This is a genomic window from Lacticaseibacillus nasuensis JCM 17158, from assembly GCF_001434705.1.
Taxonomy (GTDB): domain Bacteria; phylum Bacillota; class Bacilli; order Lactobacillales; family Lactobacillaceae; genus Lacticaseibacillus; species Lacticaseibacillus nasuensis.
In genome coordinates this window covers 68102-92826 of sequence record NZ_AZDJ01000013.1, presented here as the reverse complement: position 1 = coordinate 92826, position 24725 = coordinate 68102, and the positions used below count along the sequence as shown (strand labels likewise).

The following is a 24725-nucleotide window of genomic DNA, read 5'->3' as shown; positions in this document are numbered from 1 at the left end:
TTCAGTCTGTGATTCAGCTTAACGCGCAGACTGCCGAGTTTCAACCAAAATATGACTCAGTGTCACATTTTAGGCAACACCGTGAAGTTATGGTTGGCCATCCCGGGCAACACTGGATGTGCCTGCAAATAGTCGGCAATCAATTCGGTCATGTCTTTTTGGTTCTCGCGTATGATCTTGCTATGGTCAAACATGCGAAAATCCCCGCCACCGCCTGCGCGGTATTGATTTACCGCCACGTCGTAGGATTGCGCCGCCGTCACGGGTTGGCCGTGATACGTCAGCGCCGTGATCCGTTGCCCGACTGGCTGGGTCACATCGATCTGATAGTCGATGCCTTCATACATATCGTAGTTATAGTGCTGCGGCTTAGGGTCGAGAAACCGCGGCGAGATGCCGAGGTGGCCATCGGCAGTCAAGGCAAAATACTCGGCGCTTTGTTCCAAAGCTGCCTTAAGGTCGGCACCGCTCAGCCGCACGACGGCCAAGGTGTTGGGATAAATGTAATTGGTCACCACGTCGCGCATGGTGATGACCTGCCCAAACCCACGACCGTCGTTATTAAACAGCGCGGTGCCCGAAATATCGGTACCGGTAGCGGCCATTTGGACCCGGTTGATGAACTCAATGTAGGGCGACTCCACCACCCGTGCGGCAAAGGCATCATGAATCGTCATGTCGCCGGTGACGCGGCCGAGCGGCGAGTCGAGCCAGTCCTCGACTTTGGCCGCCGGATCGGCCACAGCCGCCGTCACCGCATCGGCCGCCGGTGCAGCCCCCGTTGGCACCAACGTTGCGTGCTTGGCGGTGACCTGCCAGCCGGCCAGCGTCGGCGTCAGGGTTAAATCAATCCGCCCCACATTGGTCCCACGATAACCGGGTTGAGTCACGGGCACGCCATTGACGACGCCAGCCAACTCGCGGTGCTGATGCCCCGTCACCAAGGCATCGATGCCAGGCACTTGGGTCAAGGCGTAGCCGACGTTTTCACCAGTAAGCGCCTCGGTGGGTTCACCGGTGATCAGGTCGCGCTCAAACCCGCCGTGATAACACACCACCACAACATCAGCAAGGGCCCGTAACCGCGGCACCCAGTCTTTGGCCGCAGCCAGCGCCGGGACAAACGTCAAACCGGCGATATTTTGTTGACCCTCCCAGTGCGGAATGTAATCCGTGGTGAGACCCAGCACCGCAATCGTCACGCCGCCGCGTTTGACTAGCTCATAGGGCCGACCAAACGCCGGTTGGCCGGCGCGCAGGATATTCGCGCACAAAATGGGGTAATTCAGCCCCGAAATGGCCTGCTGCAGGTACTCGCTACCGTAGTTGAATTCGTGATTGCCCAAAATCCCGAGATCGTAACCCACCGCGGTATAGCCAGCAGTCAGCTGCGCCGGGTCGGGATGCACGCGAGCGGCGTAATACGCTAACGGCGAGCCTTGCAACCAGTCGCCGTTTTCCACCGTGAGCACTTCGTCGGCAGTGGCCTTCACCTGATCAATGACAGTCTTGGCTTTCGCCAACGAAAACGGCAGGTCTTGGTCGCGCCGCATGTAGTCAGTCGGCAACACGTAGCCATGCGTGTCGCTGGTGGACAAGATGGTTAATTTCATGCCTTAGCCGCTTTCTTCTTGGCTTTCGGCGTTAGTGGCAGCGGCGCCACGGCCTTGGCCATCATTTCCACCAGCAACTTTTCCAACACGGCGTTGATGGCCAGATTCACCATGGCGCTTTGAATATTGACGGTATCTTCTCGGTTCACCTTGTTAATGGTGACCTCGCCGGTGAAATCGGAATTCACTTGCTGCACCGCCCCGATAAACGCCAGAATGAACGCATCATAGGCCTGCGCCGCCTGACGGTTACGCAGCTGATAATTGATGCCCGCGGCAATCGTATCCAACGCAAACACCGGCTTGAGCATCGCAATAATCAAAATATTGGCCACTTGCCCGCGCTGGTACTTCTTCTTCTCTGGGGCGTGAATCACCCCTTTTTTCACGTAATTATTCACCATCGTCGCCGTGAGCTCGCCTAACCCCAGCGGCACCACGATGTCGTTGACGAACTGCACGACTTGATCCATGTATAAATCAAACTGCGGCAGATCCGTCCACCGCGGTAAATTGGCGCGCTGCAACCGGGCTAGATAGTCGCTAAAAATTGTTTGGTCAGCCATGACCGCCACCTCCTGTTTGGGTTAAGTATACCATAGGAGCTGGTTTCAGAGTCTATGTAAGGGGTCACGCCCACCAGCTTCGGCCACAAAAAAACACGCCCGCTTGGACGTGTCTGATTTAGGCCTTGGTGTTGTCGTTGCTCTTCACAACTTGGGCGCCTTTGTAAAAGCCTTTTGGTGAAACGTGATGAGAAACGCGGTATTCGCCAGTAGTGGCATCAAATTGCAAGTTTGGCACATTCAACTTGATGTGACCACGACGCATACGCTTCTTGGTCTTAGATGTTCTGCGTGCTGGAACTGCCATGAGCGGAAAACCCCTTTGCTATAGATTTCTTACTTACTATACCGGACGGCGGGAAAATTGCAAGCCCCAGCCACGCCAGTATGGGTAGCGCAGTGCTACCACAGCATCAATAATCATACCCGAAAGTCGGCGTCAAGGCAATACCTTAACAGCGAAAAGTTAGGCTGGTGCGCTGGTAAACGTTAATTTGCCCTCTGCCACCCCTAGCGTAACGGTGCTCGGCGGCACAATTTGCCCGCCGATGATCTGCTTGGCCAGCGGCGTTTCAACGGCGGTGGTAATCAGCCGCTGCAACGGCCGTGCGCCATAAGCCGGTTCGTAGCCTTTGTCGGCCAACCACTCGGACGCCGCCGGGGTAACCGAAAGGTGAATGTCTTGGGCGGCCAAGCGCTCGTTCAACCCGGCCAGGTCCTTCATCACGATTCGCTCGATGTCTTTCAGCTGCAGCGGGTTGAACATGATAATGTCATCGACTCGGTTCAAGAATTCTGGCTTAAAGTGGCCACGTACCAGTTGCATGACCTGCTCGCGCCGTTCGGGGGTGATGCGCTTGTCGGTGGCCATGCCATCTAGCAACGCCTCGGAGCCTAGGTTCGAGGTCATGATGATGATGGTGTTTTTGAAGTTCACCGTGCGGCCTTGGCTATCGGTCAGCCGACCGTCATCCAACACCTGAAGCAAAATATTGAAGACATCCGGGTGTGCCTTTTCGATTTCGTCCAGCAAGACGATGGTGTAAGGCGAGCGCCGAACGGCTTCGGTCAGCTGACCGCCTTCTTCATACCCCACGTAGCCCGGTGCGGCCCCAACCAGTCGTGAAACGGAAATCTTGTCCATGTATTCGGACATGTCGATGCGCACCATGTGTTTCTCAGAGTCGAACAAGGTGTCCGCCAGCGCCTTCGCCAGTTCAGTTTTCCCCACGCCGGTCGGACCAAGAAACATGAAGCTCCCCAGCGGCCGACTGGGATCCTGCAAGCCTGCGCGTGACCGCAACACGGCATCGGCCACAGCCGTGACCGCTTCGTCTTGGCCGATCACGCGTTCATGCAGGTGATCGGCCAGGTGCATCAGCTTATCGCGGTCGCCTTGCACCAGTTTCGCCACCGGAATCCCGGTTTGCCGCGAAATCACCTGAGCGATTTCGGTTTCGGTGACCGACTCTTGCACCAGCCAGGAATCCGGCCGGTCGGTGGCTTCCAACTTGGCTAATTCCTTCTCCAAGGCCGGAATCGTGCCGTGCTGAAGTTTAGCCGCGGTTTCTAGATCGTAGCGACTTTGGGCATCTTCCAGCTCGTGCTTGGCCTGATCGATTTCTTCTTTTTTCGCGTTGAGCTGATTGATGTCGGTTTTTTCGGCATCCCACTGCGCCTTAAGTTGGTTGGTTTGTTCCTTGAGGTCGGCCAGCTCGCTGCGCAGCTGGGTCAAGCGCTTTTGACTCGCTGGATCGCTTTCCTTGGCCAGCGCCTGCTCCTCGATTTCTAACTGCATCTGCTTACGCTCCGCCACGTCGAGCTCGGTTGGCCGCGAGTTCATCTCCACGTTGATATTCGCGCTGGCTTCATCGATCAAATCGATGGCCTTATCCGGCAAAAAGCGGTCGGTGATGTAGCGGTTCGACAGCGTCGCCGCCGCCACCAAGGCGGAGTCATGAATCCGCACGCCATGGAAAATTTCGAAGCGTTCCTTGAGTCCGCGCAAAATCGAAATGGTATCTTCGACGCTTGGCTCTTGCACCAAAACACGCTGGAAGCGCCGCTCGAGGGCCTTATCCTTTTCGATGTTTTCCCGGTACTCATCCAAGGTGGTGGCGCCAATCAGGTGCAGCTCGCCGCGCGCCAACATCGGCTTGAGCAGGTTGCCGGCATCCATCGCCCCTTCGGCCTTGCCGGCACCAACGATGGTGTGAATTTCGTCGATGAAGAGAATGACCTGACCCTCGGACTTGGTGACTTCCTTAAGCACGGCTTTGAAGCGTTCCTCAAACTCCCCGCGATACTTCGCGCCGGCCAACAGGCTCCCCATATCCAGCGAGATGATGGTTTTATCTTTCAGGTTATCCGGCACGTCTTGGCGCACGATGCGCTGCGCCAGCCCCTCGACGATGGCGGTTTTGCCGACGCCGGGTTCACCAATCAGCACCGGGTTATTCTTGGTTTTGCGAGATAAAATCCGGATGACATCGCGAATCTCCGAGTCGCGGCCGATGATGGGATCCATCTTCCCACTGCGCGCCTCTGCCACCAGGTCGGTCCCGTATTTCTTTAGCGACTGATAGTTATTCTCCGCCGTTTTGCTCGTGACCTTGGCCCCACCTCGCGCAGTGTCGACAACTTGCTTAAAGTGCTTGCGGTCGAGCCCGTGATCCGTCAGGTACTTGGTCAGCGGTGAATAGGGCTGGCTAAACAGCGCCATCATCACGGCCTCAGTGGCGATGAAGTCGTCACCAAGTGCTTGCCTTACCTCATCCGCATTTTGCAACAACGCCGCCAGGTTTTGGCTCATGCTTTGGCCATAGCTGGTCACGCCTTCCACCACCGGCTCATCGTCTAGCGCCTGGTCAATTGCCGCGTTAAACCCGGTCACGTTGATGCCGGCTTGTTTCAGCAACGCCGCGCCGAAGTCATTCGGCTGGACGAGCCCCTTAATCACATGCGGAATATCAATTTCTTGATGGTGCCGCACCTGAGCGATTTGTTGCGCGCCGCCCAGCGCCTCTGTGACGGCTTGCGTAAACTGATCTGGATTCATGACAATCTCCTTCCCGTACGTTCTCCCCTTTAGTATACCAAGTTGGCATTGGTCAGCATAGGTCAAAGGACTGAGCCGAGAAAAAAAGCCCCGAATTAGGGCTTGGCTGACGCCTGCGTTTGCGCCAGTTGCTGCTCCAGGGCCTTCACCTTGGCCTCCGCCTTGGCGGTGGCCGCGGCAATCATCTTGTCGCGCTCTGCGGTGAGTCGCTGATTGTCGGCGGTGAGCGCCGCCAATTGCTTCTTCGTCGCCACGCGACTACTGGTTGCCACTAGCAACGCAATCACCGCACCGATGATTACGGCCACGACAATGATAATAATCAGCGGCCAGGAAAACGTGGCCCCAAAAAAGTTCACGGCCACGGGTTGCCGATTCAATAAGGCAAACACGATGAGGACTAACGCCAAGACTAGGCCGACAATTAACCGTTGTTGATTCTTCATGGCACTGCCTACTTTCGATTAAACACGCCACCGGCCAGCATATCGCCGACCCGTGGGAACAGGTCATACAACTTAGCCGCAACATTCATCACCACCGGCGCGTTAATTTCCCGCACCGGCCGGTGAATAGCGGCGACGATGCGCGCGGCCAGGTGCTCTGGATCAAGCGCCAGCCACGCCACCCGCTGCAGGTAATCCCCTGCGCCGGCTACGGCAAAGAAATTCGTTTTGATCGGACCGGGATTGACCGTGGTCACCCGTACGCCGAAGGGTCGCAGTTCCAAACGCAAGGCGTTGCTGTAGCCGATCACGCCAAACTTGGTGGCCGAGTACACCGCCGATTTTGGCGTCGCGATTTTGCCTGCCATCGAGGCGACGTTGATGATGTGGCCGTGGCCAGTTTCGACCATGGCCCGGCCGACAAGTTGCGTCATGTACATGGTCCCAAGGAGGTTGACCCGCACCATTTTGGCCACCAGCGCCGGCTTGGTGGTGACGGCGGGCTCGAAGTGGCCGAACCCAGCGGCATTCACCAAGGCATCAATCGGCCCGACTTCGCGTTGAATCCGGGCCACCACTGCCGCCATGGCGACCGGGTCGCTCACATCGAGCACATAGGCATAATTAGGCAAACCCGAGGCCGCAGTCGCTGCGGCTTGGGCCTGCTGCAAGGCGATTTTGCGGCGGGCCAACAACACCACCGTGGCCCCGGCTTTCGCCGCGGCCACGCCAACTGCCTTGCCTAACCCGGAAGAACCACCTGTGATGACCACGATTTGGCCAGTTAAGCGCATATTAGCTCTCCTTTTCAAACGGAATGTCGACGGCTTCTAGGTCGCGCACCACGGCAGTGTGCGGGAACACCGCCTGCGCCGTGCGTTGCAACTCCACGGCGGCCTTACCCAGGTAGCGCGCGGAGATATGCGTCAACAACAGCCGCTGCACGCCGGCCTGCTTGGCCAACTTTGCCGCCTGTAGATTCGTCGTGTGATAATACTGCCGCGCCAGCTTCGCCTCATCAGGGCCAAAGGTGCTTTCATGCACCAGCACCGTGGCGTCTTTGGCCAAGGCCTGCTCGCTGTCAGTAATTCGCGTATCGCCACAAATCACCACGGTGCGGCCGGGCTGCGCGGCGCCAATAAAGTCATGCCCGTCAAACCTGCGGCCATCTGGGAGCGTGATGGTGGCGCCAGCCTTCAGCTGGGCATAGGCCGGGCCGGCGGGGATGCCGGCGGCGCGAACTTTGTCGATCAGCAGCTCCCCTGGGTGCGGTAACTCCTCCACCCGGTAGCCGAAGCTTTGGATACGGTGGTTCAACGCCGCAAAGCTGACCTTAAACGTGGCGTCTTGAAAAATGACGCCGGGGTTGTGCAACAGCACATACTTGATCTGATACGGCAACCGCGTCTGGGTAATCTTGAGGCTGGTTTGGACAAACTGCTCGATCCCGGCGGGGCCATAAATGGTCAACGGCTCCTCGCCGCCTTGATTAGCGCGGCTCGCCAACAACCCCGGCAACCCAAAGATATGATCGCCGTGCAAATGCGTAATGAAAATCTTGGTGATTTTGCGCGGGCGAAGCGTCGTGCGTAGGATTTGGTGCTGGGTGCCTTCACCACAGTCGAACAACCACACCTCGTTGCGCTCATCGAGGAGCTTCAGCGCTAGGCTGGACACGTTGCGACTTTTCGATGGCGAGCCGGCGCCAGTACCGAGAAATAATAACTCCATTGTCTGCTTCCTATTCTATGAATGGACTCCCGCCACGATGCACTTGGTAATGTACGCCGCGTAATGCGGTGCGCCTTTAGGGTTGGGATGGACCTGATCGGGATAAAACCAGTCCTTGTGGCTGTTCGAATAGCCGTACCAGTCGATGATGGTCAAATTGCGGAACCGCTTGGCCGCCGCGGCCAACTGCGCATTGACTGGATTCTGCCAGCTGCGCGTTGGTACCCGGACGTTGATCCAAAACACCTGGCGCGTGGGCCCGATGACCCGCATCATCGCATCAAACTGTTGGCGGGAAAACGGGCCGTTGGTGCCCAGCCCGACCAGCACGACTTGCGCCAAGGCGCCGGTATTGGCTAGATTTTGCATCTGCCCAATCGACGCACTCATTTGTCGCGCCACCTTGGCCTCGATGTATGCGTGTGGCATCAGTTCCTGCAACCACGGCTGGCCATCTAACATGACCGAGTCGCCGACGCCGGTGATGCCGATTTGTTGGGCCTTTTGCAGCTCCACTTGCGTCAACCCGTACTTTTCGTACTTTTGGTTGACCGGGTGCTTTTGCGCAGCGGACTCTGCCGCGGCGCTGGCGGCTTCTTTTGACTTGCTCGCCGCGACCGAATTTGCGGCGACCGACTTCGCCTTGGCGATGCTCGCCTTAGCTGCGGCCAGCCGCTTTTTCTGCGCCAACTTGTCCGCCTTGGTTTGCTTCAGCCGCTTGGCCAGTTGCGACTCGTGAACCGCCGTCGCGTGTGGTGCCTGCACCAACCCGACACTGCCGATGGCCAGAATCACCGCGGCAATTGCCACGACGATGCGCGGCGTGCGGTCGGCCACGCGGCGGTCAACCAGCTGGGCGAACCACGTCCGCAATTGGCGGTAATCAAACTTCGCCACCGGCTGTTCGATGAAGCGGTACGACAACTCGGCGATGACCAAGATCAGGGCCACTTCGATCACCGGATAGAGGAGCGGGTGATCGGCCACGTCGGTGAATTGATGCTCAAAGGCAATCATTACCGGAAACTGATACAAATAAATCCCATAGCTCCGCGAACCCAAATAGGCAAAAAACGGATTGGTCAGCAGGCGGTTGAAGTGCCCCGCCGGATGCGCCACCACGGCGACCAAGGCCGTCGCCAACAGCGAAAAGCCAAACATGCCGCCGAGGTACAGCGCCCCGCTTTGGGCACTCAGCGTGAAGGTCATGATGAGCAAGCCAACCAGGGAAACACTCCCGATGCCATCAAGGGTCCAACTGGCCGCTTTCGGCAAGTGGTCGCTAAGTTCGGCACTCGGCCACACAAAAGCCAGCGCGGCCCCTAACAAAATCGAAAACGCCCGCGTATCCGTCCCGTAATACAGCCGGCTTGGATCAGCAGTTGGGTGTAATGCGAAGAGCAAAGCCATCCACGCCGCGCTGACGACAGCTAACGCCACCACGACGCTGGCCATTTTGGTCCGGTGCTTGACGAACACCAACAGGCCCAACACGATGACCGGCCAGATCAGATAGTACTGGCCCTCAATCGACAGTGTCCACAGGTGGGTAAACGGCGACTCGCCATTGGCAAACCGGGCAAAATACGATTGGCCATGCGCGATTTGCCACCAGTTGTAGACATACGTGAGATTCGTCAACACCATCATGTGCAAATGGTGCAAAAGCTGCCGGTTGAACAAGGTGATGTACGCGCTAGTGGCGAACAAGACGGCAATTAAACCGGGATACAGCCGGCGAATGCGTTTGAGGAAAAACGTCTTGAAGTCGATGCGACCAGTGCGGTGATATTGCATCACCAAGCCATCAGTGATGAGATAGCCGGACACCACCATAAAAATGGGGACACCCAAATACCCACCTTGGAACAGCTCGGGGCGCAGGTGGTACATGATGACCCCAATCACCCCCAGCGCACGCAAACCGTCGAAGCCCGTGATGTAGCGCCGCTTCGGCCGGTCAGCAGTCAGCTTAGCCTCTCGTTTCAGCTTGCGCTGTTGTTGCGACATGAGTCGTCCTCACTCCAATCAAATTACTCCACAAATTCAAACGTAAAGTCGTCGATGGCGACCAAGTCTCCTTGCTTGGCCCCCGCCTCGCGCAACGCGTCGTCGACCCCGAGGCTACGCAATTGGCGCGCGAACCGTAAGACCCCGTCGTCGTGATCGAGGTTGGCCATTTTGAAGAGCTTCTCCAGCTTCTTGCCACTGAGAATAAAGGTGCCGTCTTCGTCTTGGCTCACCTTCAAGTCGCTGTTATCCGGTGTGAAGGTATACTTACCCGGCGTCACGGTGTCGTGCAAGGCAAACGTCGGCGCCGTCGCCAGTGCAGTGGCCGTGGCCTGCAACAACGGCTGCACGCCGTCATGGGTGATGCTGGAAATGGCGAAGATGTCTTGCTCGCTCACGCCTTCTTCTAACAGCGCCGCCTTAAATTCGGCGAAGCGTTCCTTGGCTCCTGGCAAATCGAGCTTGGTCGCCACCACCAGTTGCGGCCGCGCGAGGATCGTTTCGTCGTAACTGGCCAGCTCCTGGCGAATGGCGTGGTAATCCGTCAACGGGTCGCGCCCGTTATCGGGATCCATTTCCACCAGATGCAGAATCACCCGGGTCCGCTCCACGTGGCGCAGAAACTGAATGCCCAGCCCCACACCGGTATGCGCGCCTTCAATCAAGCCGGGTAAATCGGCCATGACAAAATCGGTGCCGTCATCAAGCTGCACCATGCCGAGGTTCGGCACCAAGGTCGTGAACTGATACGCCGCAATCTTCGGCTTCGCTTGCGTCACGACGGACAGCAACGTCGACTTACCGACAGAGGGAAAACCAACTAAACCGACATCGGCCAACACCTTTAACTCCAAGGTGATGAAGCGATGTTCACCGGGTTCGCCGTTTTCGGCAATTTCCGGGGCGGTGTTTTTCGGTGACACAAAATGAATATTGCCGCGGCCGCCACGCCCACCCTGGGCGACGACCAGTTCGTCGCCGGGGTTGACGAGATCGCCAAGCTCCTCATGCGTATCGGCATCATACACCGTCGTCCCTGCCGGCACAGCCAGGCGGACATTATCCGCCTTGCGCCCGTACATCGACTTCGGCTGGCCGTTGTCACCGGGCTTGGCCTTAAAGTGCCGTGAATAGCGGAAATCCATCAGCGTCCGCAACCCCTCGTCCACATATAAGACGACGGAGCCGCCATGCCCGCCGTCACCGCCGGCCGGGCCACCAAACGGTACAAACTTTTCCCGCCGGAACGCGACCATGCCGTCGCCACCTTTTCCGGCTTGTACTTCAACTGTCACCTGATCGACGAACATAGGCGTCCTCCATGATTTTGTCTAATCCAATTGTACAAGCATACGGAATTTAAGCCGGAAATTCAAGTCGCCTTGCGGTCACGGTTCGGCGGCCAGCGACACCTTGATGGCCTGGGCCACCGTTTTGCTGATGCCCAACGCCTGAATGTCGGCCACGCTCGCCTCGCGAATGTGGGGAATCGTCTTGAATTCGCGCATGAGTTTCGCCCGGGTGCGTGGCCCAACGCCACTGATGGTTTCCAGTCGACTGGAGAGTGAATTCTTATTCCGCAGCTGGCGGTGGAACGTGATCGCGAACCGGTGCACCTCGTCTTGAATCCGTTCGAGCAAATAAAAGCCTTGCGATTTTGGATCCAAGTCGATGGGGTCGTCTTGATCGCCAAATAATAAGGCGGCGGTTTTATGCTTGTTGTTCTTCACCATCCCCGCCACAGGAATGTCGAGGTTGAGCTCGTTGACCAGGACATCCTTGGCCGCGTTCATTTCAATCGCCCCACCATCCATGAGAATCAAGTCGGGCAACGCGGCGTGTTCCTTCAACAACCGCGTGTAGCGCCGGCGGATCACTTCGCGGGTATTGGCGTCTTCATTGGCGGAATGGTCGCCTTCAGCCTGGGCCAATTTATATTTCCGGTAATTGGTTTTTTCGGCTTGGCCGTCAACGAACTGCACCATGGCGCTGACCGGATCGGTGCCTTGAATGTGGCTGTGGTCAAACGCCTCGATGACGTGGCCATGCGGGAGGCCAAGCGCGTCCATGATTTCATTCTGGGCGCCGATGGTGGTGCGGTTATCCAGCTCCAGCAGGCGAAACTTTTCCTCAAGCTTGATGCGCGCATTTTTCTTCGCCAAGGCCATCAAGTCGCGCTTCTCCCCGCGTTGCGGCGTCCGCACCGGCAAGTCGAGCACTTCGGCCAAGACGGCGTTGTTCACGCCCTTGGGGACCAGGACCTCCTTGGGCCGGACGTTGTTCTTACGGTCATAAAACTGCATGATGAAGGACTCGAATTCTTCTTCCGCAGAGTTGACGATGGGAAACAGCCGGGATTCGCGCTTCATCAAGCGGGCCTGGCGAATGAAGAACACCTGGATGCTGATCCAGCCTTTATCCATATAGAAATTAAAAATGTCGCGTTGCGTGCGATCGGTGGAAATAATCTTCTGCTTTTCGACGGTGACTTCGATGTAGTGCAGTTGGTCACGCAACTCGGCCGCCCGCTCAAACTCGAGGTCGGCCGCCGCGGTTTTCATTTGCTTGGTTAATTCCGCGCGCACCTTGCCGGTATTGCCGTCGAGAAAACTCTTGATTTTGGCAATTTGCGCGTCGTACTCCGCCTTGGGGACCTCATGCCAGCACGGGCCGAGACACTGCCCCATGTGATAATACAGACACGGCCGGCCTTGGTAGCCATTGCAGCGCCGCAGCGGGTACACCTTTTGTAAAAAATGCATGGTTTCTTCGGCGGCGTAGACATTCGGATACGGGCCGAAATAATAGGCGCCGTCCTTGCGCACGTCCCCGGAAATCATGATTTTGGGATCGCGCTCGTTGGTGATCTTGATGTATGGATAGCCGGTCCCTTTTTTTAACTTGATGTTGTAGTAAGGTTGCCACTTTTGAATCAAGGTGATTTCAAGCAGGAAGGCTTCCTTGTCGCTAGAGGTCACGATGTAATCGAAGTCGGCGATATTGGCCACCAGTTGCGCCGTCTTGCCGTCATGGCTGCTCTTAAAATACGAGCGCACGCGATTCTTCAGGTTCTTGGCCTTGCCGACATAAATAATCTTGCCGTTCAGGTCCTTCATTTGATAACACCCCGGCTCATCTGGGAGCAAGGCGAGTTTATGTTCAATATGCGCAGATGCCATCGTTGCCTCCTAAAACAAACGTTCGGGGTTAATTGTAAAGATGTTGGCGGGTAAATGCAATCCAGCTCTAGTGTACCGACTTCACCTTTTCCTCGCAATGCCAGGTGCTTTCGGAACCACACAAAAAGACCGCTCCAGACTTTGTGCTGGAACGGCCGACGCTTATGAATTCTTTCAAATTCATAACTTAGTCTAACATGGATCCGGCGCCGCAAAGGTATAGATTAAGTTAATGGTGTTAAGAAAGAGTAAAATCGTAAGCGGTTTTATTAAGGCCAACTTTTTCCGGGTGGCTTTTGTCGGCCGTCCGCGAAATTACGCAAAAACAGCCCCGACTTTCGCCGGGACTGTTCAGTGCAATCATTATTGCGCGAGGACCTTGCTTAAAAAGTCTTTGGTCCGGGCCTCTTTCGGCGCCGTAAAGATTTCTTCCGGGGTGCCTTTTTCGGCAATCACGCCGGCGTCCATGAACCAAACCTGATCAGCCACTTCACGGGCGAAGCCCATTTCGTGGGTGACCACGATCATAGTCATCCCCGACTTGGCCAGGTCCTGCATGACCTTCAACACTTCACCGACCATTTCGGGATCCAGCGCACTCGTCGGCTCGTCGAATAACATGACATCGGGTTCCATCGCCAATGCGCGGGCAATCGCCACGCGCTGCATTTGGCCACCAGACAGGCTACTTGGATAGGCATCGGCCTTTTCCTCGAGCCCCACCTGCTTCAGCAAGGCCTGCGCTTTAGCCGTGGCCGCCGCATCGTCTGCTTGCTTGACCTTCATCGGCGCCAGCTTAATGTTTTCCAGCACCGTCATGTTCGGAAACAGGTTGAACTGCTGGAACACCATGCCCATTTTCTCGCGGACTTGATCGAGTTGCTTTTCGCTGAGGCTGGTGAGGTCCGTGCCTTCAAAATCGATTTCGCCGCTGGTCGGCTGATTCAGCAGGTTGAGGCTGCGCAAGAAGGTACTCTTCCCGCCGCCGGACGCCCCGATGACTACAATCACGTCGCCTTGGTTGATGGTTTCGGAAATATCGTTTAACACGACGTTATCCCCAAACTTTTTCACGAGGTGCTTAATCTCAATTAGTGCCTTCGTCATGTTTCATCTTCCTTTCATAGTGGCCCAAGAGCTTGGACAATCCGAATGTTAATACGAAGTAAATGACCATGGCCACGATGATCGGCTGGACGCCTTTGTAAGTGGCCGTTTGCACGACTTTCAACTGATAAATCAAATCGGTAACACCAATAATAGAGACGATGGAACTTTCCTTGATCAACGAGATGAACTCATTGCCTAACGCCGGCCAAATGTTGCGCAACGCCTGGGGCAACACCACGGTTTGCATCGTCAGCCGTTGCGACAGGCCGAGCGACCGCGCCGCCTCTGTTTGCCCCACCGGAATGCTTTCGATCCCGCCGCGGATGATCTCGGCGACATATGCGCCGGAGTTCAGCGACACGGCGATGATCCCGGCGATCAAGGCCGGAATATCGATGAAAATGCCGATGCCGAAGTAGACGAACATGACCTGGATCATCAACGGCGTGCCGCGGACGAATTCGATGTAGGCCACCGCCAATGCGTGCAACACCTTCACCTTACCCAACCGCATCAGGGCCAAGAAGACCCCGAGGACGACCCCAATCAACACAGAAATCGCGGTGATCAGCAAGGTGTACCCAATCCCTTTGGCAAAGAAGCGCCAATAATGGAACATGCTGGTGTTGGTCGTATTGGTTTGCATGTAGCGACCAGCTTGCTTGAGGTATTGCGGCAATAGCTTTTGCTTTTGAATGGCGTCAATCGACCGGTTGGCGGCGTTGACCAGGCTGGTACTGCCCTTGGCAAACCCAATCGCCGTGCCGTTTTCGTCGCTACCTAAGTCGAACTTGCCGGGAATCAACGCCAGCTGGTTGTCGTTTTGGACATAGGCGCTGGCGACGGCTTCTTCCATCACGACGCCTTCGACCTTGTGCGACTTCAGCGCCAGAATCAAGTCGGTGACCTTCGTCAGGCCTAACAGGCTCGACTCAGGCATTTGCTTTTTCACCAAATCCGCCTGCAACGAACCAGTTTGTGCGCCGACTTTCTTATCGACAAAGCTTTGGTGGTTCTTGTACACCTTGGCGTCGGCCTTGTTCACGACGATGTCTTGGCCGCCCTTGTAGTAGATCTTCGAGAAGTCCACGCTTTGGCGGCGCTCATCGGTTGGGGTCATGGCGCTGAGCACCATGTCGACCTTCCCGGTTTGCAACCCGACCAACAGTGAATCGAAGTCCATTTGCTTGATGACCAACTTCACGCCGATGTCCTTGGCGATTTTCTTGGCGATCTCGACATCCATCCCCACCACGACGTTTTTGCCGTGCTGGTTGACCAAGAATTCATACGGGGCGTAATCTGGGCTGGTCCCCATCACCAAGGTCCCTTTTTGCTGGACCTTGGCGAGACTATCATCCGCCGCGTGCACTGGTGTTGCCATGCCGCCACCAACCATGGTTGCCAACATAAACAACCCCAATACCCATCGCCATACTCGTTTAATCACTAGAAATTCCTGCCTCCCACTGCGCGTCACCGGGCGCCCGGCCGTCGCTTGTATGGTCTATACTATACACTGTAAGTTGTTTTTATGCAATTAATATTCAAAGAAAAAATTCACCCGCTGTGCTATACTGAGGCCAATAACCTGGAGGTGAAGCCAATGGCCCTCAAAGTGAATACCAAAACCGACTGGGGCGAGATGTTCGACAAGTTTGCCGTCATGCCCGACGAAAAAGTTGCCACCGGTCCCGACCCCAAGCACCAGGCTGAACAAGCCAAAAAGGCCAAGGCCAAAGCGGCCGAGCAAGCCAACAAAGCAAAAGACTAACCACCAGGAGCCGTGACCCGCGTCACGGCTCCTTTTTTGTGCTTGAACCAAAAAAACAACCGCCGCGGCGGTTGTTACTTCTTTTCCATATTCGGGTAACGCTTGGCCAAGGCGGCGAGGTTCTCGGTGGCAACATCGTCGAAGGGAATGTCGGCCCATTGCGCGACTTGAGACAAATACCACAGCAGGTCGCCCAGTTCGTGGGTCAACTTGCCCTTGTCCAAATCGTTGCCTTGGAAGGTGTACTTGTTGACCAATTCGATAATCTGCCCGGTTTCGCTCGCCAGGCCCAACGATAAGTGGGTCAAGACGTGCTCGTTCCCCGCCAGCGTCCGGTTCGCCTGTGCTTGATACTCATTTAGTTCCATGTTCACTGCCTCCAATGTTTGCCGCGGCTTCAAGCCATTGCCACACCGCGTCCTTGCCTTCCCCGGTGGTCGCCGAGAATAAAATCAGCGAGTCGGTTTGATTCAGTTCCAAGCCTTGACTCAGCGTGCGCAATACTTTGTTGCGCTGCGAGCGACTAGTTTTATCGACCTTGGTGCCGACCACCAGCACCGGCAGGTGATAATACTTTAAATATTGATACATGCTGACGTCGTCGGGACTCGGCGCATGTCGCGCGTCGACGAGCTGCACGACGCCGCGCAACTCCTGGCGGGCGCTCAGGTAGGCTTCGATCATTGCCGCAAACTTCGCCCGAGCGGCCTTGCTGACCTTGGCGTAGCCGTACCCAGGCACGTCGACAAAATACAACAGCGATTCGATGTTGTAGTAGTTCAACGTCTGGGTCTTCCCTGGCACACTCGAGGTGCGGGCCATACCGTTGCGGTCGATGAGACGATTGATTAAGCTCGACTTGCCGACGTTACTGCGGCCGACGAAGGCCACCTCAGGGTAACCCGTCGAGGGATATTGCGCCTCCGATACAGCGCTAATGGTTAATTCTACGTGATTGACTCGCACCTTGCGGCCTCCTTCAGCAAAAAACTTCTTTCATCAGTGTAGCATAGATTGCCCACTAGCCGGGGGCAAAAAAACAGGCGAGTCAGTTTGACTCGCCTGTCACCGTTATTCTGCGGAATCGGGTAATACTTGCACATTGGCCGCCTGCGGACCCCGGGGCCCTTCGACAATGACGAATTCGACGGCTTGACCCGGCGTCAACGTTTTATAGCCGCCGCCGAGAATCGCGGAGAAATGAACGAACACATCGGGCTGATTCGGCACTTCGATGAAGCCAAACCCTTTGTCCGGCTCCCAAGTCTTCACGCGTCCTTCCATTATTCTAAGCCCTCGCTGGCCGCTTCTGGAAAGTTCGCGGTGACGATTGCCGCACACCGCGCACACAACGTCGGGAAGGCCGGATTCGCGCCCACCGTCGTCGTGGTCATCCGACAGCGCTGACAAACCTCGCCATCCGCGTGCGTCACGGTCAACGTCAACCCGTCGACCACCTCAGCATTCGCCGGCGCTGCTGCCAAATCGGCAACGGTGAACTGCGAAACAATGAGCAGTTGCATCACGTTGGCGTCTAAGCGCTGCAACAGCGCTTGCGTCGCGTCGTCGGCATACACCGTGACGTGCGCTTCGAGCGACTTGCCAATGACCTTGGCGTCACGTGCCACTTCCAAAGCCTTTTGCACCTTTTCCCGGAAGGCCATGAAGGCACTCCAGTCGGTTAACAAGGACTCAGCATTCGGCACCGTTTGTGCCTCAGGCAACTCGGCCAAGGCGGCAAAATCTCGGTCCTGGTGCAACAATGGCCAGATTTCCTCAGCCGTGTGTGGCAGGATCGGCGTCAAGAGTTCAACGATGGCCAATAGCGCCTGGGCCATTACCGTTTGCATCTGGCGCCGAGGCAGGCTCGCCTGTCCTTCGATGTACACCACATCCTTGGCAAAATCCAAGTAAAACGCCGAGAGGTCGGTGGTCAAAAACGTGGTGATGGCCTTAACGACAGTCGCAAGGTCATAGGCGTCATACGCCTTTCGGGCCGTGGCAATGACCTGATTCAACCGCACCAGCATATATTGGTCGACGCTACCCAGCGCCGCCACTGGCACCGCATCGGCGGCCGTGAAGTCGCTGGTGTTGGCCAGCATGAAACGCAGGGTGTTACGAATCTTCCGGTAAGTCTCACTGGTTTGGGCAAAGGTGTCTAACGAAACCTTCATGTCGGAACTGGAGTCGACCGACGCCACCCAGAGCCGAATAATTTCCGCCCCGAACTGCTTCTCCACCGTGTCTGGCACGATGGTGTTGCCCAGGGACTTGCTCATTTTCCGGCCTTCCCCATCCAAGGTGAAGCCTTGCGACAGCACTTGCTTGTAAGGGGCAATGCCGTTGTTGGCAACGCTGGTAATCAGCGAGCTGTTAAACCAACCACGGTACTGGTCGCTACCTTCGAGGTAGAGGTCTGTTGGGTAGGTCAACTCAGGCCGCGCCTGCGCTACCCCGGCCCAGCTGGAGCCAGAGTCAAACCACACATCCATGATGTCGGTTTCCTTGGTGAACTGGCCGTGCGGCGAGTGTTCATTGGTGTAGCCGGCCGGCAACAACTCCTTGGCGTCGCGATCGAACCACACGCTGGAGCCAAACTCACCGAACAAATCGGCCACATGGTCAATCGTCGCTTTCTCGATGATTGGCGTGCCGTCTTCGGCATAGAAAATTGGCAGTGGTACGCCCCAGGCCCGCTGACGCGAAATGACCCAGTCGCCGCGGTCGCGAATCATGTTGTGCAGGCGCGTCTTGCCCCAATCCGGGAAGAACGTCACCGTGTCGATGGCGTCAAGGATCTGTTGGCGGAAGGATTGCACGGAGGCAAACCACTGCGTCGTCGCCCGGTAAATCACCGGCTTTTTGGTCCGCCAGTCATGCGGATAACTATGCGTGAAGAAGTCGAGCTTCAACAGCGCGCCTTTTTCGGTGAGGGCCTTGGTAACCAGCCGGTTGGCATCGTCGTAAAAGACGCCTTCAAACCCAGGTGCATCCTTGGTCATGAAGCCCTTTTCGTCGACGACGGAATACACCGGCAAGTCGTACTTGACGCCGACCTTGTAGTCGTCTTCACCATGACCCGGGGCGGTATGCACCAGCCCGGTACCGGCGTCAAGCGTGACGTGGTCGGCTTCCATGACCAGACTCGTGCGATCATATAGTGGGTGCTGAGCGGTCATGCGATCCAGCGCCGTGCCCGGAAAGGTCTTCAACACCGTGTAGTCGGTCCAGCCTAACGCTTCGGCGACGCTTGGCAGCATTTCCGCGGCCACAACGTATTTGTGGTCCGCCACTTGCACCTGGGCGTATTCAAACCGCGGATTCACTGCGATGCCGAGGTTGGCGGGGATCGTCCAAGGCGTCGTCGTCCAGATAATGAAGCTCGTGTCGCTAGTTAACAAGTCCTTGCCATCGACCACCTGAAAAGCAACATAAATCGACGGCGACTTCACGTCGTGGTATTCAACTTCGGCTTCGGCCAAGGTCGACTCGCTGCTCCAAGACCAATACACCGGCTTCAAACCATGGTAGATGTAGCCATTTTCGGCCATCTTCCCGAAGACGCGAATCTCGGCGGCTTCAAACTCGGGCTGCAAGGTGATGTACGGATGATCCCAGTCGCCCATGACCCCAAGGCGCTTGAAATCGGCGCGCTGCTTGTCGATTTCCTTCATCGCAAACTGCCGGCACAACTCGCGGTAGTCGACCATGGACATTTCCTTGCGGCGCACGCCTTTTTTCGCCAGCTGCTGCTCGATTGGTAGGCCATGCGTATCCCAGCCAGGCACGTATGGGGCCCGGAAGCCGCTCATCGACTTGGCGCGGACGATAATGTCCTTGGTGATCTTGTTCAAGGCGTGGCCCATGTGAATGTTCCCGTTGGCAAACGGCGGCCCGTCGTGTAACACAAAGGTCGGCTTGCCTTCGTTTAATTTTTGGCGCGCCTCGTAGACGTGATTTTCCGCCCACACCGCCTGCAATTGCGGCTCCTTGTTGGGTAAGCCGGCCCGCATCTTAAACGGGGTCTTGCCGAGGTTCAACGTTTCTTTGATCTTCATCCTGTTCCTCCCACTTCCGCAAACAAAAAGCTCGCCCTATGCTTTGCATAGGACGAGCGAATCGTGGTACCACCTAATTTCGGAGAATTGCTTCTCCCTTAACAACCGCTAACGAGGTCATCCGGCCGCGGCTCTTCGCCGTGACGACTAAGGTCTGATACCCTACGCTAGATCGCCTCGGGCTTACACCACCCCCGAGTCGCTTCACCGACTACTAACGTAAGACGCGTGACCCTCCGTCTTTATTCTGCGTCACTATTGCTCGTGCTACCTTCGTCATCCGACGGGAACACGATTTCCGTATAGGTCTGACCGGCATCGGCGCTTTCCGTCGTGCTGGCACTTTCGGCCGTTGCGGCTGACTCCGAGTTTAATGAATCAGTCGGCTGGTTGTCAAGCTCAGAATTCGTGCTGGGGTCGAGATAATCCGACGCTTCGTTGTTGGAGGCCAGCAATTCTTTCCATTCTGGGCTCTTCACGACTTCAAGCTGGGACTCCAACATCACCTGCAGGCGCTGACGGAACACGCGAGTCTGACGGCGCAGGTCTTCGGTTTGCACCGTGATGGCCTTGTTCTTGGCGCTGGCGTCGCTGAGAATCTGGTTGGTTTTCTCGGTGGCTTCGGTCAGCATGTCTTGCGCGTTTTGCTCGGCCTTTTGGGTAATCAGCTGGGCTTCGCCTTCTGCGTTGCGCTTGACCTTGTCGGCGGCTTCTTGGGCCACGAGAATCGACTGGTTCAAGGCGTCCTTCATGTCAGAGAAGTACTTGACCTTCTCTTGGGCATCGCTTAACGACTTGTTCAAGCGTTCGTTTTCTTTAATCAAGGCGCTGTAGTCCTTGATAATTTGACTCAAAAACTCGTTGACCTGATCTTGATCATACCCGCGCATGCGGACGTTGAATTCCTTATCGTGAATATCCAGTGGACTTAATGCCATAATGCTTCCTCCTCAAACCGTCATGTTTATTTATGTAGGACGTCAAAGTTGACGCGCTGTCGTTCTTTTTTCGTCGTGCCGAGCAAGTGATGCAGGCGAATCCTGCCAAATCCCCGCACCGACACCATGTCGTGCGCCGCCAACTCCATATCCGGGCGGCTTTCGGTGGCAAAGTTAACGCGCACCTTACCGGCTTCAATCAGCGCCTTAGCACGAGTGCGGGACATCGAAAACACGTGGCTGACAATGGCATCTAATCGCATCGATGCCACCGTGGTGATCAACGGCTCCCATTCCGATAATGGGTGAACCGCATAAGTCAACGGCGTATCCTCAAGCCTCACGCTAATTCTACCAATTTTTGTGACATTTGTCTTTAACCAATCGCTCATCGGCTGGGTCGTAGCAAATTGCCAGGTGCTACCATCGGTGATGATGTCACCGAACACCCCGCGTTCGAGCCCCAAGTTGGCCAATGTGCCGAGAATATCGCTATGGTGCAACTCGGCGAACTTCTGGGGATACTTGATGGTCAATAACGCGATAGCGTAGTCCTCGGGCTGAGGCTCGAGGTAACTCGGAGCGAACACGACCCGCCGCCGCTCGGCATGGGGATACCCGCCGAACGAATGGCCAATCACGGCGTCTTGACTACCGATTAGGACATGGGCGATGTAGGTTTGCCGCGGATCGAGAAAATCGGTCAGCACCGGCCGGTATTCGCTATCGGCCGTGGCCAGCTGTTCCGCCAAGGCGTCGATGGTACTCGCCTCTTCCTTGCGAAAGTGCTGATAAATTTCCGCATTCATCCCGCCACCAACCTTGGCACTAAGGCCCAGTAAAGGTAATCCACGGCGCGCCGGGCGATGGCCAAAACCGCGAAGGCCAAGATAGGCGAAAAATCAATGCCGGCCAGGGCCGGAATAAAGCGCTGGAACCAGCCGAGAAACGGCTCCACAATCTTCCCCAAGACCTGACCAAACCCGCTATCGAGAGCCCCTGGCAACCAGGTCATCAACACGTAAACGGCCATGGCAATCATGTAGGCATACAGGCCCCAGGACAGGATCGTATAGATGAAGTTGAGTACTTGTAATGCCATGCAATCACTCCTTTAATCGCGCAGGTCGACGTCTTGGTCTTGGCCCAGGCTTTGGGCCAGTGACCCGTCGACTTGGAAGTTCGCCGGCGTCGCCAGGAAAATCTGCTCACCGATGCGCTTGATTTCACCATTAATGGCAAACACGGTGCCGGTTAAGAAATCGACGATGCGCGTCGCGGCTTCGGGTTCGATGCGATCGAAATTCACCACCACCGCGCGGTTGTTCAGCAGGTGCGTGCCAATTTCCTTGGCATCGGAGTACACCCGCGGCTCGTAAACGACGATTTTCGCCGTTTTGTCGTTGGGTTGATTCATCGCGACCACCTTATTTCCCCGAAAGTTTTGCGGTGTCGGTTGCGCCGGCGCTGCTGTGGTAGGTTGGACCGGCGCAACGTCTTCCTCCTCGGGATCCAAGGTGAAAAACTTGTTGAACGTCGCCCCTAGCTTTTCAAATGCCATGGTTGACCTCCTTGTTAAGAGACAGACAACGGCAGCCCACCGGGCTGCCGTGACGACCGAAGCCGGCTAGTTCTGGCGCCGGCGCTTGAAGAATGGTGGTTGATCGTCGCTGTTATCCGGTTGGCTCTGGTTCGGCTGGCTTTCGTAAATATCAAAGCTTGGCTTATCCCCGCTGAGTTCGCTGGATGATGGCTCCTGTTGGCGTTCGCTTGGCTCCTGCCGCAAGTCCCACTGGCCAAACGGATCATCCGCAGGCTTCGTGGTCGGTTCGGTGGCTGGCGTCGCCGGCGCAGTCTTGGCGTTAGCGGCCCGCTGAGCGGCGCGCCCACCATTACCAATGCTGGTTTCATCGATGCCTGTGGCGATCACAGTGACCACCACTTCGTCGCCGAGCTCTTCGTTGATCGACGTCCCGAAGATGATGTTGACATCATCGGTGGCCGCTTGCGCGACGATGTCCGACGCGTCTTGCGCTTCAAACAACGACATGTCTGGGCCACCGGTGATGTTCAACAACACCTGCTTGGCCCCGGCGATGGAGACTTCCAACAACGGGCTGGAAATCGCCTTTTTGGTGGCTTCCACCGTGCGGTTCTCGCCGGTAGCGGAGCCAATGCCCATCAAGGCAGAGCCTTGGTTGGCCATGACCGTTTTGACATCGGCAAAGTCCAAGTTGACGTAGCCGGGACTCGTAATTAAGTCCGAAATGCCTTGCACGCCTTGGCGCAGCACGTTATCGGCAGCATGGAAGGCTTCCAACATCGGCGTCTTCTTGTCGACGATTTCTAACAAGCGGTTGTTGGCGATGATGACCAAGGTGTCCACGTGTTGCTTCAACTCCGCGATGCCGGCGTCGGCGTTCTTGGCGCGCTTAGGGCCTTCAAACGAAAATGGCCGCGTCACGACGCCGACGGTTAAGGCGCCTTGGTCCTTGGCGATCTTGGCCACGATTGGCGCGGCGCCGGTCCCGGTGCCGCCGCCCATGCCGCAGGTCACGAAGATCATGTCGGCGCCTTTTAAGGCTTCACCGACGGCTTCTTCGCTTTCCTCTGCCGCTTTTTGGCCGACGTCCGGGGTCGAGCCGGCGCCTAAGCCACGGGTCAGTTTCGGGCCAAGTTGAATCTTGACTTGCGCCTGACTCGCCGTTAAGGCCTGCACATCCGTGTTTGCCGCGATAAATTCAACGCCTTTGACGTCTTCGGCAATCATGCGGTTGACGGCGTTGCCGCCAGCCCCACCTACGCCGATTACTTTGATCACCGCACCGGTGTCCGAGTTTTGATCCAGTGAGAATTCCATTGTCTGTCCTCCTAGTTATTCGAAGAAATTGCCGATGAAGCGCTTAAAGACGCTGCTCTTCTTTTCCGTCGGGGTCGTCTTGTCCGCAGGCTTGGCCTGCGGGGCGGCGGTTGGGGTTGGTTCCCGCACCGCCTGCAAGGTCGGCGTCGGTAGCACCGAGGCAACCAAGATGTCGACGTCGGTCATTTGCGCCGCCGATTGAATCAGGCCCAAGCCTTGCGTGAAGGCCGGGTGCCGCAACCCCATTTCCTCTGGGATGTAGCGCTTAACCGGATGATTGAAGATGTCTTGCGCCAACTCGACGATCCCCGGCAAGGCGGTGGTGCCGCCAGTAATGACGATGCCACCTGGCAGGCTATAGGCATTAATTTGTTGCAACGCCGCATCGATGCGTTTGAAAATCTGGGTCAGCCGCGCCTCAATAATTTCCGCCAAGTATTTTTCGGAAATCATCACGGGTTCGGTCTTACCCACCACGGTAACGGGAAACTGCTCTGTGTCATGGGTCGCCAGAGAGTCCGCATTGCCGTAGTCCCGCTTCAACTTCTCCGCGTCGGTAAAGCCGGTATTCAGCACCACCGAGATATCCTTGGTGATGTATTCGCCGCCTTCTTGATCGACATCGGTGAACTTCAGCTTGTTGTCGTGCATCACCGCCGCAGTGGTTTGGCCGCCACCCACGTCGATGAGAATGGTCCCAAAGTCGCGTTCGTTAGCCGATAACGCCACTTGCGCGGCGGCCAGTGGCGCCACCACGATGCTGCCGATGGTCAAACCGGCCTTTTCGATGGCCCGCTTGGTGTTGTGCAACACCGTCTTGGGCACCGTGAACAAGATGCCGCGCAATTCGAGGCGCACCCCGATCATGCCGCGGGGATCCTTAATGTCATCAAACCCGTCGACGATGAATTCCGTCGGTGCGAGGCTAAGAATCTCGCGTTCCGGCGGCAGGTTCCTGACCAAGGCAGCCGCGGCGACGTTTTTCACGTCGGCGTCGGTGATTTCCTTGCTTTGATCGCCCACGGCAATCATGCCCGTGACCTGCTCGATTTTTAGCATGTTGGCCGGGACGCCAGCGACCACGCGGTCAATCTTAATGCTGGCTTTTTCTTCCGCCTGATTCACCGCGGCGCGAATCGCCGCCGCGGCTTTGTCGATATCGACGATCACTCCGCGGCTCAAACCCTCGGAGCGTTGACTCCCCACACCAATAATATTCATCTGACCTTGTACGTACTCGGCAACAATGACTTTTATTGAGGTGGTCCCGATATCAAGTCCAACGTAAATGTCTTGATTTCCCATGAACCCGGAACCTCCTTAACTATTCGTTATAGTTAATTTTTTAATTCACGTAACACTGAGCTAATTTTACCACA

Annotated in this window: 22 protein-coding genes and 1 pseudogene; 1 reads left to right on the top strand and 22 read right to left on the bottom strand. The window is 56.5% G+C overall.

Going from position 1 to position 24725, the window contains the following annotated elements; translation table 11 throughout:
* Positions 1-62 precede the first annotated feature (62 nt).
* The 12 genes from FD02_RS03515 to FD02_RS03460 all read right to left on the bottom strand — a co-directional run bounded on the left by FD02_RS03515 (position 63) and on the right by FD02_RS03460 (position 15160).
* Positions 63-1613, bottom strand: a complete 1551-nt coding sequence (locus FD02_RS03515; RefSeq protein ID WP_056950498.1) for a bifunctional metallophosphatase/5'-nucleotidase — start codon at positions 1611-1613, stop codon at positions 63-65.
* Entirely contained in the window at positions 1610-2179 is a 570-nt protein-coding gene (locus FD02_RS03510) for a DUF1836 domain-containing protein (RefSeq protein ID WP_056950495.1), read from the bottom strand. The genes FD02_RS03515 and FD02_RS03510 overlap by 4 nt, the downstream gene beginning before the upstream one ends.
* 118 nt (positions 2180-2297) lie before the next feature.
* Positions 2298-2486, bottom strand: a complete 189-nt coding sequence (gene rpmF / locus FD02_RS03505) for a 50S ribosomal protein L32 (protein ID WP_054722742.1) — start codon at positions 2484-2486, stop codon at positions 2298-2300.
* Between the two features lie 159 nt (positions 2487-2645).
* Positions 2646-5237 carry an ATP-dependent chaperone ClpB gene (gene clpB, locus FD02_RS03500; RefSeq protein WP_056950493.1) on the bottom strand — a complete coding sequence of 864 codons (2592 nt, stop codon included), beginning with the start codon at positions 5235-5237 and terminating at the stop codon, positions 2646-2648.
* Between the two features lie 95 nt (positions 5238-5332).
* The gene (locus FD02_RS03495; protein ID WP_056950491.1) at positions 5333-5683 is read right to left on the bottom strand and encodes a lipopolysaccharide assembly protein LapA domain-containing protein; all 351 of its coding nucleotides are present in this window, start codon (positions 5681-5683) and stop codon (positions 5333-5335) included.
* Positions 5684-5691: 8 nt separating this feature from the next.
* A complete protein-coding gene (locus FD02_RS03490; protein ID WP_054722738.1) occupies positions 5692-6477 on the bottom strand; it encodes an SDR family NAD(P)-dependent oxidoreductase in 786 nt (261 codons plus the stop codon).
* A 1-nt stretch (position 6478) separates the two neighbouring features.
* Positions 6479-7414, bottom strand: coding sequence for a ribonuclease Z (gene rnz / locus FD02_RS03485; RefSeq protein ID WP_054722736.1), 936 nt, complete (start codon positions 7412-7414; stop codon positions 6479-6481).
* A gap of 15 nt (positions 7415-7429) precedes the next feature.
* Positions 7430-9424: an acyltransferase family protein gene (locus FD02_RS03480; protein ID WP_056950488.1), complete on the bottom strand. Its 1995-nt coding sequence runs from the start codon at positions 9422-9424 to the stop codon at positions 7430-7432.
* 23 nt (positions 9425-9447) lie between these two features.
* Positions 9448-10734 (bottom strand): GTPase ObgE, encoded by a 1287-nt coding sequence (gene obgE, locus FD02_RS03475; protein WP_054722734.1) that lies wholly within the window; start codon positions 10732-10734, stop codon positions 9448-9450.
* A 78-nt stretch (positions 10735-10812) separates the two neighbouring features.
* Positions 10813-12603: an excinuclease ABC subunit UvrC gene (uvrC, locus tag FD02_RS03470; protein ID WP_056950485.1), complete on the bottom strand. Its 1791-nt coding sequence runs from the start codon at positions 12601-12603 to the stop codon at positions 10813-10815.
* Between the two features lie 363 nt (positions 12604-12966).
* Positions 12967-13710 (bottom strand): amino acid ABC transporter ATP-binding protein, encoded by a 744-nt coding sequence (locus FD02_RS03465; protein WP_054722731.1) that lies wholly within the window; start codon positions 13708-13710, stop codon positions 12967-12969.
* Positions 13691-15160: an ABC transporter substrate-binding protein/permease gene (locus FD02_RS03460; RefSeq protein ID WP_156408233.1), complete on the bottom strand. Its 1470-nt coding sequence runs from the start codon at positions 15158-15160 to the stop codon at positions 13691-13693. Before FD02_RS03460 ends, FD02_RS03465 begins: the two co-directional genes overlap by 20 nt.
* A gap of 159 nt (positions 15161-15319) precedes the next feature.
* Here FD02_RS03460 and FD02_RS11345 point away from each other — a divergent pair, with 159 nt between their 5' ends.
* On the top strand, positions 15320-15487 hold the full coding sequence (locus tag FD02_RS11345; protein WP_175265166.1) for an SPJ_0845 family protein: 168 nt from the start codon (positions 15320-15322) through the stop codon (positions 15485-15487).
* Between the two features lie 74 nt (positions 15488-15561).
* Here the strand turns inward: FD02_RS11345 and FD02_RS03455 are convergent, their stop codons facing one another.
* The 10 genes and pseudogenes from FD02_RS03455 to ftsA form a co-directional block, all read right to left on the bottom strand.
* Positions 15562-15855, bottom strand: a complete 294-nt coding sequence (locus FD02_RS03455; RefSeq protein WP_054722729.1) for a nucleoside triphosphate pyrophosphohydrolase family protein — start codon at positions 15853-15855, stop codon at positions 15562-15564.
* Positions 15842-16453, bottom strand: coding sequence for a ribosome biogenesis GTP-binding protein YihA/YsxC (gene yihA, locus FD02_RS03450; protein WP_056950478.1), 612 nt, complete (start codon positions 16451-16453; stop codon positions 15842-15844). The genes FD02_RS03455 and yihA overlap by 14 nt, the downstream gene beginning before the upstream one ends.
* 105 nt (positions 16454-16558) lie before the next feature.
* On the bottom strand, positions 16559-16771 hold the full coding sequence (locus FD02_RS03445) for a cold-shock protein (protein ID WP_056950475.1): 213 nt from the start codon (positions 16769-16771) through the stop codon (positions 16559-16561).
* Positions 16771-19548, bottom strand: coding sequence for an isoleucine--tRNA ligase (gene ileS, locus FD02_RS03440; protein WP_056950472.1), 2778 nt, complete (start codon positions 19546-19548; stop codon positions 16771-16773). The genes FD02_RS03445 and ileS overlap by 1 nt, the downstream gene beginning before the upstream one ends.
* Before the next feature lie 242 nt (positions 19549-19790).
* Positions 19791-20486, bottom strand: a complete 696-nt coding sequence (locus tag FD02_RS03435; RefSeq protein WP_056950468.1) for a DivIVA domain-containing protein — start codon at positions 20484-20486, stop codon at positions 19791-19793.
* Between the two features lie 26 nt (positions 20487-20512).
* Positions 20513-21295, bottom strand: coding sequence for a YlmH family RNA-binding protein (locus tag FD02_RS03430; RefSeq protein ID WP_056950465.1), 783 nt, complete (start codon positions 21293-21295; stop codon positions 20513-20515).
* Positions 21292-21588, bottom strand: a complete 297-nt coding sequence (locus FD02_RS03425) for a YggT family protein (RefSeq protein ID WP_054722728.1) — start codon at positions 21586-21588, stop codon at positions 21292-21294. The genes FD02_RS03430 and FD02_RS03425 overlap by 4 nt, the downstream gene beginning before the upstream one ends.
* 12 nt (positions 21589-21600) lie before the next feature.
* Positions 21601-22047: a cell division protein SepF gene (locus FD02_RS03420; protein WP_056950462.1), complete on the bottom strand. Its 447-nt coding sequence runs from the start codon at positions 22045-22047 to the stop codon at positions 21601-21603.
* Between the two features lie 344 nt (positions 22048-22391).
* Positions 22392-23346 (bottom strand): annotated as a pseudogene (ftsZ, locus tag FD02_RS03415) (cell division protein FtsZ); the annotation flags it as partial.
* Between the two features lie 15 nt (positions 23347-23361).
* Positions 23362-24651 (bottom strand): cell division protein FtsA, encoded by a 1290-nt coding sequence (ftsA, locus tag FD02_RS03410; protein WP_056950457.1) that lies wholly within the window; start codon positions 24649-24651, stop codon positions 23362-23364.
* Positions 24652-24725 lie beyond the last annotated feature (74 nt).